10 protein-coding genes are annotated in these 12,981 nt (G+C 29.7%); 6 read left to right on the top strand and 4 right to left on the bottom strand.

Translation table 11 applies throughout. The features are described 5' to 3' along the window. Positions 1 to 275: 275 nt before the first annotated feature. Complete coding sequence (gene nrdD, locus MRZ80_RS05625; protein WP_292537082.1) at positions 276 to 2,594, top strand: anaerobic ribonucleoside-triphosphate reductase; 2,319 nt, start codon at positions 276 to 278, stop codon at positions 2,592 to 2,594. A 204-nt stretch (positions 2,595 to 2,798) separates the two neighbouring features. Here nrdD and MRZ80_RS05620 read toward each other — a convergent pair whose 3' ends face one another. Further along, a complete protein-coding gene (locus MRZ80_RS05620; RefSeq protein ID WP_292537080.1) occupies positions 2,799 to 3,620 on the bottom strand; it encodes a heavy metal-binding domain-containing protein in 822 nt (273 codons plus the stop codon). Between the two features lie 399 nt (positions 3,621 to 4,019). Here MRZ80_RS05620 and MRZ80_RS05615 point away from each other — a divergent pair, with 399 nt between their 5' ends. Beyond that, on the top strand, positions 4,020 to 4,940 hold the full coding sequence (locus tag MRZ80_RS05615; protein ID WP_292537078.1) for a carbohydrate kinase family protein: 921 nt from the start codon (positions 4,020 to 4,022) through the stop codon (positions 4,938 to 4,940). 406 nt (positions 4,941 to 5,346) lie between these two features. Beyond that, positions 5,347 to 6,651, top strand: coding sequence for a phosphomethylpyrimidine synthase (gene thiC / locus MRZ80_RS05610; protein WP_292537076.1), 1,305 nt, complete (start codon positions 5,347 to 5,349; stop codon positions 6,649 to 6,651). A gap of 383 nt (positions 6,652 to 7,034) precedes the next feature. Here the strand turns inward: thiC and MRZ80_RS05605 are convergent, their stop codons facing one another. After that, positions 7,035 to 7,691, bottom strand: a complete 657-nt coding sequence (locus MRZ80_RS05605) for a TrkA family potassium uptake protein (RefSeq protein WP_292537073.1) — start codon at positions 7,689 to 7,691, stop codon at positions 7,035 to 7,037. A 301-nt stretch (positions 7,692 to 7,992) separates the two neighbouring features. Between MRZ80_RS05605 and lysS the strand changes: the two genes are divergently transcribed. After that, positions 7,993 to 9,582 (top strand): lysine--tRNA ligase, encoded by a 1,590-nt coding sequence (gene lysS, locus MRZ80_RS05600; protein WP_292537070.1) that lies wholly within the window; start codon positions 7,993 to 7,995, stop codon positions 9,580 to 9,582. A 45-nt stretch (positions 9,583 to 9,627) separates the two neighbouring features. Here the strand turns inward: lysS and MRZ80_RS05595 are convergent, their stop codons facing one another. Both MRZ80_RS05595 and MRZ80_RS05590 read right to left on the bottom strand, forming a co-directional pair. Beyond that, on the bottom strand, positions 9,628 to 10,509 hold the full coding sequence (locus MRZ80_RS05595; protein ID WP_292537069.1) for a LysR family transcriptional regulator: 882 nt from the start codon (positions 10,507 to 10,509) through the stop codon (positions 9,628 to 9,630). A gap of 156 nt (positions 10,510 to 10,665) precedes the next feature. Further along, on the bottom strand, positions 10,666 to 11,757 hold the full coding sequence (locus MRZ80_RS05590; RefSeq protein ID WP_292537067.1) for a formate--phosphoribosylaminoimidazolecarboxamide ligase: 1,092 nt from the start codon (positions 11,755 to 11,757) through the stop codon (positions 10,666 to 10,668). A gap of 534 nt (positions 11,758 to 12,291) precedes the next feature. On the opposite strand from MRZ80_RS05590, the gene MRZ80_RS05585 reads away from it, so the two are divergent. Together MRZ80_RS05585 and MRZ80_RS05580 are read left to right on the top strand one after the other, a co-directional pair. Further along, positions 12,292 to 12,525 (top strand): ferredoxin family protein, encoded by a 234-nt coding sequence (locus MRZ80_RS05585; protein ID WP_292537066.1) that lies wholly within the window; start codon positions 12,292 to 12,294, stop codon positions 12,523 to 12,525. A gap of 3 nt (positions 12,526 to 12,528) precedes the next feature. Continuing rightward, positions 12,529 to 12,981: a molybdopterin dinucleotide binding domain-containing protein gene (locus MRZ80_RS05580; RefSeq protein ID WP_292537064.1), complete on the top strand. Its 453-nt coding sequence runs from the start codon at positions 12,529 to 12,531 to the stop codon at positions 12,979 to 12,981.

The following is a 12,981-nucleotide window of genomic DNA, read 5'->3' as shown; positions in this document are numbered from 1 at the left end:
TTTTTTAAATTAAAAAATAATACTTTAAATAACTTAATTTAATAAATAAATTAAAATTAATGTTTTATTATGTTAAAAAATTAGTATAAATCCTATTTCACTATATTTTTTATTATTTTTTAACTTCATTTTTATTCATTTAATTGTTTGTTTAACTACTAATTATGTTCGTATAACTTTGAACTATTTTTAGTTAAATATATATAATCTTTTAATCAAAATTAATAATACAAAGAAAATATGACTAAAAAAAATATATGGGTGTGTGATAAAAAATGATGAAAGATCCTGAAACCATACAAGATACATACAATCTAAACGACATATATGTAATGAAAAACGATGGTATAAAAGAAAAATTCAGCTACGAAAAACTAGTAAAATCCTGTATAATGATAAACATTCCACTAGGACTAGCTGAAAAAATAGCATACAAAGTGTCCAAAGAAGCACACGAAGATATGACAACAAAGGAAATAAAAAATAAAATATACAACTTCCTTAAAGATGAAAACGAAACACTAGCAGACAAATACTACAACTACAACACACTACGTGTAAGAACAGCAAGAGACACAATAGAACCATTCGACAAATCAAAAATCGTAAACACACTCGTTCAAGAAACACAAACAACACCAAAACTTGCAAATAAAATAGCAAACGAAGTATACAAAGAACTTAAAAAACTAGAACTAGACTACCTAACAGCACCAATAATAAGAGAAATGGTAAACACCAAACTCACAGAAAACGGACTTGAATCACTAAGACGCAAATACACAAGACTAGGAATGCCAGTATACAACATAACAAACCTAATTGAAGCAGGAAACAAAGACAATGCAAACATGATGCATAACCCTGAAACAATCCACAAATACGTAGCAGATGAATCACTAAAACAATACGCACTACTTAACATCTTACCACACAATCTTGCAGATGCACACATGAATGGAACAATCCACATACACGACCTTGAATTCTTTGCAGGAAGACCAATAAACTGTCTCCAACACGACCTAAGACAATTCATAAGATATGGATTAAAAGTAGATGGAACAGGAGATCACACAAGTGTAGCAGGAGCACCAAATCATATTGAAACACTCATGAACCACTCAGGAGAAATAATGCTTGCAGCACAGCAAAACATGAGTGGAGGACAAGCAATGAGTCTATGGAACGTATTTGTAGCACCATTTGCTGTAGGACTTCCATATGAAAAAATAAAACAAGCAGTAGAAATGCTTATATTCAACCTCAACATGGCATATGCAGCACGTGGAGGACAAGTACCATTTACAAGTATAGGACTTGAATTCACAGTACCAGATTTCCTTAAAAATGAACCAGCATACGGATCTGGAGGAAAAGTAGTAGGAGTATATGGAGACTTTGAAAAAGAAGTAAGACTTCTCCAAAGAGCATTTACAGAAGCATTAATTAAAGGAGATTCAGAAGGAAAACCACACCTTTTCCCTAACACAATCTACTACCTAAGAAAAGAATGTCTAACACCAGAATTTGAAGAAGACATAAACCGTGTACACTACCTATCAGCTAAATTTGGAACAGCATACTTCATAAACATGCTACCAGACTACATGGGAAACATGGCAAACTACATGGGATGTCGTACAAGACTTTCAGATAACTGGACAGGTGACTGGGAAAAAGACTGTCTTAGAACAGGAAACCTCGCATATGTAACAATGAACCTACCAAGAATAGGATACGATGCAAGAGATGAAAATGAAATATTTGACTATCTTGATGATTACATGCAAATATCACAAGATGTACTCATGCTAAGACGTCAAAGAGCACTTAAATGTCTAAATGACTACAAAATCTTACCATTCCTTACACAGAAAATGGGAGAAGATCCATACTACATGGTAGATAACAGTACATTATCATTTGGATTTGTAGGACTTAATGAAATGCTTCTTGCACAAACAGGAGCAGGACTAGAAGATCCAAGTTCAAACAAACTCGGACTTAAAGTAATAAAATACATCAATGAAAGAGTAGATGAACTTAAAGATGAAACACACCTAAGATGGGGAGTAATCCAAACACCAGCAGAAAGTACAGCATACAGATTTGCAACAATGGATCGTGAAAGATACCCAGATCAAGTAATATGTAATGGTGATAGTGATGCTTCATACTACACAAACAGTAGTCACGTACCTGTAGATACAGCAATGAGTCTTCCTGAAAAAATAAAAATAGAATCAGAATACCATCCATTAACACAAGGTGGACACATATTCCATGCATTTATGGGAGAATCATACAGTGACCCTGACAGTTTAATGAGTCTTACAAATAAAATTACAAGAAAAACAGATATTGGATTCTGGGCATACAGTAGTGCATTAAGTTTCTGTATCAACTGTAAAACATTAATGAAAGGACTTCAAACAACCTGTACACACTGTGGAGAAACAAGAAATGTGGAATGGTATGACCGTATAACAGGATATGTACAACAAGTAGGTCATGCAGAAAGTTCATCCGGTGGATGGAATGCAGGTAAAAAACAAGAATTAATGGACAGAAAAAGATGGGAAACTCAATAGAGTTTTCATCACGCCCTGACCCCCTAAATTTAACCTTCACTTAAATTATTATTCTAAAAATTAAAGACATATTATTATTCTAAAGAAAAATGGTGTAGAATATTAATCAAAAGTAAAAAAAGGGGAATTAATTTAAAAATTAGACAAACCTTTTTTTCTTTTATTTTTTTTTATTTTATTTACAACTTAAAATCTGAACTTATTTTAAAGATATTTCTCATCAATAATAACAGCAGTTCCATATGCAATTATCAGCATATCAGGTGGAAGTTGTTGATTATAATTAGTATATTCAACTTTAAGATTAACAATAGCATTAGCACCTATATCATGTGCCTTTTTTTTCAATTCATTAATAATAAAATCCTTAGCCTTAAGATAATCATCATGCTTAATTTTCATCTTATCATCAAGAGAACTTCCAATATAATCCATAACTTCACTTTTTGAACGTTCCTCAAATTCAATAATATCTTCAACAACAATCATACCAAGATACTTTTTAATATCAATACCATTATCTTCATTAAAAATTAAGATATTATACTCATCTTTAATATCATCAATAGCATTAAATTCAATAACATTACTACGCCCTGATAAATTAAGCTTACGACGAATCCATGAAATACAACGTCCAATATTATTAACAATAAAAAGAAGAACACCAATAAGAATACAATTTATTGTAAGAGGAAATGCTGCCTGGATCATAAGAAGAAGTCCACCAACTGTAAAAATATTAAATTTAATAGGATTTGCCGGGAAAAACCATCCAATAATATTTGTAACAATAAATAAAATAATAGCACTTATAGCACCAGATGTCTGTTGTGTAAAATAACGTGCAAGTACAGTTTCAACAAATCCTGCAATAACAGGAGATAAAATAATACAAATATTAAATCCAAACAATGCTAAATTAAATCTAAGACATACCTCAACAGAAAGCAGTCCTGCAATTGTTCCTATAATAATTGCAAAAAGATGAATTCCAGTTTTCTTATTAAATAACTTTTCAAACATTTTATCATCAAAAATTAATTTTTCATTTTAAATAATAATATATAGTTTTTATAGAGTTAAATTATTAATCTTTATTAATCAAAATATGGATAAGTTTATTTCAAAAAATAGATAATTATCTTTATAATAAAAATTTACTATTATTATAATTTAATAATAAACTACTTATGAATTATAAAAAATAATAAATAATTATACTTAAATCATATTTTTTAATAGATCAATATTTACAACATTTACCTTTAAGAAAAAAAAGTCTTTTTTTATATAAATGTAAAATAAGATTCCATAAAACTACTATGGAAAAAATATGTGAAAATAATAAATTAGTAGTAGCAAATTTAGAAAATAAATTCAAAAAAAACTTTTTTAGTAAAATCCATAAGGAGGATTATAAAAATGGCAAATACAGATTTACTAGTAATAGGACATACATGCTTTGATTATATCATGCAGGTAAAACAGTTTTCAAAAGTAAATACATCAGCAAGAGTTAATAAAATGGATCGTTTATATGGTGGAGCAGCAGGAAATGTAGCAGTTATTGCAGCAAAACTTGGTCTTGATGTAGAACTTATCTCATGTATAGGAAAAGATTTCAAAAACAGTGACTATGAAGATCAATTAAAACAAAACAATGTTGAAATTTCAAACATGATCCTAGATGAAAATCTTAACACACCAACAGCATTTGTTCTAACAGATCCTGATGATCAACAAATGTTCTACTTCTACTGGGGAGCAGCAGAAAAATATGAAACAACACCAGTTCCAGAAGATGCAATACTTAATGCAGAAGCACTACACATTGCAACAGGAGATCCTGAATTTAATATAAAATCAGCAAAATTTGCATATGAAAATGATAAACTTGTATCATTTGATCCAGGACAAGATTTAAACTTATATTCAACAAAAAACTTAGAAGAAATAATAGCAAACTGTAACATTCTCTTTGGAAATGAACATGAAATTGACTGTATTTGTGATTTAATGGAAAAAAATATTGATGAATTAATAGAATATGGTCCTGAAATTATAGTAAAAAGTCTTGGAGAAAAAGGAAGTATAATCTATGTTGATGGAGAAGATCCAGTAGAAATTGATCCAGTAGTAGTAGATGCACAAGATCCAACAGGAGCAGGAGATTCATACCGTGCAGCATTCCTTGTACAATACATACGTGGAAATGATATACGATATAGTGGAGAGTTTGCATCAACTGTTGCATCATACATTGTACAAGCACAAGGAACACAGACAAATATTCCAACAACAGAACAAGCACTTGAAAAAATGAATGATTCATTTAATAACTAAAAATAAATTTTAATCATCATCACCCCTAATTCTTATTTTTTTTTATCTTTTTTGAATATTATTTTTAATAAATTTAATTGTAATATTTTGGTGATTTTTACTTTTTTACAAATTACTTGAAAAAAGTTTGAAACTGTTAATATTTTTTACATAAAATCTATAAATTCCCAGTTTTTCAACTAAATTTTAAAAAATTTGGGCAAAAAAATCAAACTCTTTAAATACTATTTTGTAAACATCTATTAGTAAGTCTTAAAAGATAGGCAAAAAATCAAGTGTTAAAATTAAAAATTATCAAAAAAATGGATTATTAACATTAGATGTGTAACTTTCTTTTTTATCCCAGATATTTGGAAGTTAAAATAAACTATCTTAGACATGAAATAAAACATAGGAGTTTATAGATATGACACAAATGTTAGAAGCTATGAAAGGAAACATTACAGATGCTATGAAAGCTGTAGCTGCAGATGAAAAATTAGATCCTGAATACATCAGAAAAATGGTTGCAAAAGGATACATTGCAATACCTGATAACAATCAGAGAGAAACTGTAGCAGTTGGTATAGGTGAAAACTTAAGAACAAAAGTTAACGCAACAATCGGAACATCAACTGATATTAACGACCTTGACATGGAACTTGAAAAAGCAAAAATTGCAGAAGAAGCAGGTGCAGATACACTTATGGAATTAAGTATCGGTGGAGATCTTGACAACATAAGAAGAACAGTACTTAAAAACACAGACAAACCTGTAGGAAGCGTACCTATCTACCAAACAGCTGTAGAAGCAATTGAAAAAGATGGATCAGCTATCACAATGGACCCAGATGATATGCTTAAAAACATCGAAAAACAAGCAAAAGATGGTATCGACTTTATGGCTATCCACTGTTCTGTAAACCGTGAAACATTAAAAAGACTCAAAAGACAAGGACGTAAAGGTGGACTTGTAAGTAGAGGAGGATCATTCATATCCTCATGGATGGTACACAACGACTGTGAAAACCCATTATATGAAAACTACGACCAAGTTTTAGATATTGTAGAAGAATACGATGTATGTTTAAGTATGGCAAATGCTATGAGAGCAGGAGCACTTACAGACTCCACAGACAGAGCTCAAATACAAGAACTAATTGTACTTGGTGAATTAGTAGACAGAGCAAGAGAAAGAGGAGTTCAAACCATCGTAGAAGGTCCAGGACACATCCCAATTAATGAAATTGAAACAAACATCAACATACAAAAGAAAATGTGTAGAAACGCACCATTCTACATGCTCGGTCCTATTGTAACAGATATTGCACCAGCATACGACCACATAGTATCTGCTATCGGAGCAGCACAATGTGCAAGATACGGAGCAAACTTCATATGTTACGTAACACCAGCAGAACACCTTGCATTACCAGGTCCTGAAGATGTAAGAGAAGGAGTAATTGCTACAAGAATCGGAGCTCACGCAGGAGACCTTGCAATTGATCTCGAAAGATTCGGAGAAGAAGACATTCTCATGGCAGATGCAAGAAAAGAACTTAACTGGGAAGAACAATACAAACACGCACTCTGGCCAGAAGATGCAAGAGCTATCAGAGATAAAAGACCACCTGAAGCAGATGATACCTGTACAATGTGTGGTAACTACTGTGCAATTAAAATCGTAAATCAATGGTTAGATAAAGCTGACAAAGACGCTTTCGATAACTAGATTTGGAAGGTAACTTAGGAGTAATTTTCTACTCCTATTTGTAAATCTTTTTTTTATAAGCATTATAAAAAAATTATTAATTAAATATCACAATACACAAACACAAAAAAAATAATTATAAGTCATATTTACTATCTGAATCTAAAATTCAAATATTAGGAATGTGTGTAATATGACACACAATATTATTTTTTTTCAAGAAAGAAGCTAATTTTTTCAAAAACTTATTTTTAAAAACTTATCTTAAATTTATTATTACTACTAAAATTTATTATTTTAAGGAAATTATTAACTTTAAATATAATAAAAAAAATTAAAAAAAAGTAAATTAGGTGGTTATGATCCTTTTTTTGGGGTGTATTATTTTTTTTATAGTATTAATTTTATGATGCAAAGAATTTTGTTACTTCATCTACATAGTCTGACTTTGTAAGTACTGATATTTTCTGATTTTCACTGAATTTTGTATCTTTTTGAGGTATTATTAATTCATTATCTTCATCATATACAGCACATACTATGAAGTTTTCAGTAGGGCTGTGGTCAAGAACATATTCTCCAAACAAATCCTTATTTTCAATTTTAAGATCAAGAAGTTCTGTTGTTCCACGTCCAAGAACTATGAGATCTGCAATTTTTGGTCTGGTTATGATACGTTCAAGATATGTTGCAACTGTTGATTCTGGACTTACTGTAATTTGAATTCCTGCCCTGTTAAATGCTTCTACATGTTCAAGGTCATTTACTCTTGCAATTCTTTTTTGAATATTTGTATATTTCTGGCTAAGTACTGATGTTAGAAGATTTACTGTATCATGTCCTGTTGCTGCTACAAATACGTCTGCTTCACTAATATCTGCATCTTCAAGTATTTGTATTGATGTTGCATCTCCATGAATTACCATTGCATTTACTTCATTTGCAACTTCTTCTGATTTATTTTCATCATTTTCAATAAGAGTAACTGTTATTCCCTGTTTTATTAGTGAATTTGCAAGGTTTAATCCTACTCTTCCTGCTCCTACAATGATTACATACATGTTAATATCACCCTCATATTTCTATTAAAATATATTCATTTTAGTTATATTATATTAATATGTTAATTTTATTATTATTAAATAATATTTGTATTTAGAAAATTATTTTTTTCATAAAAGTAATTATATTACATATTATAAATATTAAAATATATAAAAAACTAACTTTTTTTTATTATAATGAATTTTTTTTTAATTTATGATCTCTTTAACATGGGATAAAATAAAAAAAATTAATATGAAATAATAAATTTTTATAGGAAATTTACTAAATTAAAACTAATATATTTTTGTGATATAAATGACTAAACATTGGACAGAAAGAATAGCTGAGGAGTTATATAAACAAGGTAAAGATGAATATATAGTAGGTAGTGGAACATCTATTTCAGGATCAATACACATAGGAAACAGTTGTGATGTATTTATAGCAAATGCTATAAGTAAGGAGTTAAGAAAACTTGGAGCAAACTCTAAGACATTATGGATTGCTGATGATTATGATCCTCTACGTAAAGTACCATATCCATTACCTGAATCATATGAAAAATATCTAGGACAGCCATACTATGAAATTCCATGTCCAGAAGGATGTTGTGACAACTTTGTAGAACACTTCCAAAAACCTTTCACATCAACACTTGATCAGTTTGATATTGAAGAACTTGAAATTAAAAGTGGAGCTCAAATGTATAAAAGTGGAGCATATATAGAAGCTACAAAAATTGCACTTGAAAATGCTGATCGTATCCGTGAAATATTTAATCAATACAGAGAACATCCTCTTAAAGAAGATTGGCTTCCATATAATGCAATATGTTCTGAGTGTGGTCGTTTAAATACAACAGAAGCATATGATTATGATGGAGTAAATGTAAAATACAGATGTCAATGTGGACATGAAGGAGAAGTAGATTATACAAAAGCTGAAGGAAAACTCACATGGAGAGTTGAATGGGCTGCAAGATGGAAAATCCTAAATATTGTATGTGAACCATTTGGAAAAGATCACGCAGCAAGTGGTGGATCATACGATGTAAGTAAAATTATATCAGAAGAAATATTTGATTATCCTGCACCATTCCCAGTACCATATGAATGGATCACACTTGATGGTGATGCAATGAGTAAATCAAAAGGAGTATTCTTCTCACCTGATGCATGGCTTAAAATTGCAAAACCTGAAACATTAAACTACTACATCTTCAGAAACAAACCATTAAAACCAAAAGATTTCACACCAAAAATGGGATTCCTTGACTTAATGGATCAATATGATAGAATGGAAAGAATCACCTATGGTGAAGAAGAAGCAAGTAATGAAAAAGAAAAAGAAAAACTTTCAAAAATCTATGAAGTTTCACAACTTGGAGAAATGGCTGAAGAAATGCCATTCCAGGCATCATACAGATTCTTATCTGTTGCATATCAAATTGCAAATGGTGATGAAGCAAAAGTTTATGAAATTCTTAAAAAGAACAATCAACTACAATCAAGACTTGCTGATGTTGAATTTGATGAATTAAATGATACAGATCGCACAGATTTCATTGCAAGACTTGGATATATCAAAAACTGGCTTGATACATACGCACCTAAATTTGTTAAATTCCAAGTTATGAAGAAAATGCCACGTCTTGAACTTGCAGATGATCAGAAAGAGTTCCTCTCACAACTTGCAGATGTTCTTGAAAATGAAACATTTGATAATGATGTAGCATTCCACGATAGAATGTATGAAGTTCTTGAAGCTCTTGAAATGAAACCACAAAAAGCATTCCAGGCTATTTATAAAACCATTATTGGTAAAAAACAAGGACCTAGAGCTGCATCATTTGTTCTTTCACTTGATAAGGACTTTGTTATTAAAAGATTCAGATTTGAAGAATAAATATTTTAAACCCCAACTTTAACTTTTTTTTATTTTTTTATTAGATTATTCAAGTAAGTGTTTGAAACCAAAATCAACAGTTGTATTTTGTGCATTATGTGATGCAAAATTAAGAAAACTTTCAACTAAACTATCATTTTTAACATTCAAAGCACTAATAATATGACTGGTATGTTGTTTTAATATATCAAATGTAGGCTGTGATCTATAGGACATACTATTATTTATAAAAGTATAGATGTTTTCATCACCTTCAGTAATCTTTAAAGCCTCATGAAATGAATGGACACTTCCTACAATATCAAAATTAACATCATAATCAACAAGACTATTCCATACAAGACGTTGAGCAGAATTTTCAACTTCAATAAAAGACAAACCATCAAGATCATAAATTGATGTAAAACTTTCATTCTCATGTGCAACAAGACTAAGAAAATCACGACCAAGAGCAACAGGTTCAATATCATAAATATATGCTTGAACAGGATCATCAAAACCTAAAATATCAACCATACCACGATTTGCAAGATCATATGCTGTGTCAATATCAGTTTCAATAACACGAATATTATCAAGATTATAACCAATAGCAAGAGCCTTTAGAAATTCACAACTAATAGGACCTCCTGCAACTGTAATATCACCATCAAAATCATTAAGCCTAAGACTATAAGTTTCATATTCATCAAGAACATTAAATGCAAAATCACTAAGATATGATCCACCACGTGATACACAAACAAGACTCTCATTAAGTTTTGCCTCAGCATTAATAATACGTCTATTAAGAACAGAATGAGAAATTCCAAGAGACTTTGCAGCAGCACGCTGAGAATGAGTTTTATTAATTGCATCTAAAGTTTCAAAGAACTTATAATCAAATAAAACATCTTTAATATACATACTTAATTTCATGTCTTTCATAATAACCTACATCATAACCCTTTTTATATTAAAATTTTAAAATTAGATTCTATTACTAAAATATATGTTATGTAATTATTATTAAAAAATGTTATAAAAAAAAATAAAAAGATATAAGAGGGGGTTAAAAATATAATCTGTGTAATTTAATTATTCTTATGTTATGATTACATCAAGTTTATCTTGAGCAATTGCATTTTTAATTTCTCTTGAAATTCTACGACCCATACTCATTTCTTCACCAAACTGGATGTAGGAGTATGCTGATCCATTCATGAAACTGTTTGTACCACCATCAATTCTTGCACTCATTTCAAAGATAACAATTTCACGGTCATCATTTACAAGACATTGTAGACAGAAAGGACCATTCATTCCAGGAGCAACAAGTTCTTTTGCACTTTCAACTAATTTATCTCCATTTTCAAATACTTTTGGAAGGAGTGATTCACGAATAACAACAGGATGGTTTCCACTTACAACGTATGATGGACTTAAGTTTGCTTCAATTTGATCTTGAGCAGGAATTCTTACAATACCATCAATGTTTGTTTCATATCTGCTGTCCATACCAAGAACTTCAACTTCATCATTTAATGCTGAGTAGAAGTAGTGTATACAGAAGTTAGTACCACATACATATTCTTCAATATGTGCATCTTTTACATCATCATCTGTAATCCAGTCTCTTGCTTTCATTTCATCAATTTTTTCATTAAATTCATCAAAGCTTGAACATATAAAGTATCCTTGTCCACCACGTGCACCAGGGAATTTTACCATTACAGCTTTATCAATGTCTTCTGGTTTATCATACTTATTAGGCATTCTGATTTCTGCTTTTGTAATCATTTCTCTTTCTTTGTCTCTTTCTGCTTCCCATCTTAGAATGTCACGGTTTCCAAACATTGGAACATTAAATTTATCTTCAACATTACTAAGTCCTGCATATGCAACAAATGATCCATGAGGTACAACAATAGCATTAAGACTTCTGAGTTTTTCTTGTACTTCTTCTTTTACAATATCTTTATATTCATCTACAAAGATAAATTCATCAGCTACACCAAATCTTTCATATGGTACTTCTTTTCCTTTTTCACAAACAACTGCTGTTTTAAATCCTTCCTGTTTTGCTCCACGAAGAATGTGAAGTGCTGTGTGACTTCCAAGTGTTGCAATTGTTATATCACTTTTATCATAACTATCAAGAATTTCCATTATATCTGATTTTTTAACTTTTCCCATAAAATTTACCAACCTAATTAAGTTCTTTTTTTTATAAGTAATGTTTATAATTCTATAATTTATCATTATTATATTAGATAGATTATAAAACATGATAATTTAATGAATTAATATTAAAATCTATTAAACTTCTAAATTCAATCAAAAAATATTAATTTTAAGTTAGCTTTATTGTAAATTTTATTAATTAAAAAAAACATAGTAATGATTATATAAAATTATAATGGGAATTACTAAAAACATACAATGTTTTATATCAATCTCTTTTCTATTGTAATAAAATGAAAAATGTTTAATATAATATGAAAAGATTTATTATTTTTTTAATATGAATTCTAAGTATCCTTACTTTAGAGATGCAAAGAAAGTTTGAAATTATTTTTTTATTTTTTCTTTTATCAAATCTTCAATATTTTTTTCTATAAAATAAAATCATCCAATCTAAAAAAAATGTGATAATTAGAATTTTTCATATCTAAAAGTAAGAAATTATAAAAAAAAGAAGAAAATTATTTTTTAGGAGTATAATTTTAAATGTTAAAAATCAATCAAGATCACTGTCTAGGATGTGGAGCATGCGTAATAGTATGTCCTGTAAATGAGCAGATCTGTCCTGAAATAACAGGTGGAAATGGACCTGATACAACAGATGTAATAATGCTTGTTGAAAATGGAGTAATAAAACTCTTCCATCCTGAAAAATGTCAAGAATGTATGATATGTAATAAAACCTGTCCAACAAAAGCAATATATCATGGAAGTGAATAGATAATGCAATCATTAGATGTTAAAATAAATACAGGAACAAGTATAATTCAAGCATTTTATGAAAAAAAGGGTTCAACACTAAAAGATGAATACAGACAATCAACAGCTGTAGCATTTATGGACCTACGTGACATGGAAAAGTTATCATTAAAACCACGAGATAAAATAGAAATAAAAACACAGTGGGGAGAAGTAGTTGTATTTGTTGATAAATCACACGATGCACCACATGAGGGAATGATATTCATACCAAAAGGACCATGGGCAAACATAATAATAAGTCCACAAACACACTGCTGTAGTATACCAACATATAAGGGAATTGATGCAAAAATAACAAAAACAGACAAAGAAGTACTTCTAGTTGCAGATTTAATAAGTCAAACATATAATAAATATGGAAAGTGTGAAAAATCACTAGGACAAAAGCCAGTATTTATAAAAAAAGGGGAATAA

The sequence above is a fragment of the Methanosphaera sp. genome (assembly GCF_022768985.1).
Classification (GTDB): domain Archaea; phylum Methanobacteriota; class Methanobacteria; order Methanobacteriales; family Methanobacteriaceae; genus Methanosphaera.
This window is presented reverse-complemented; position numbering and strand designations above follow the sequence as displayed.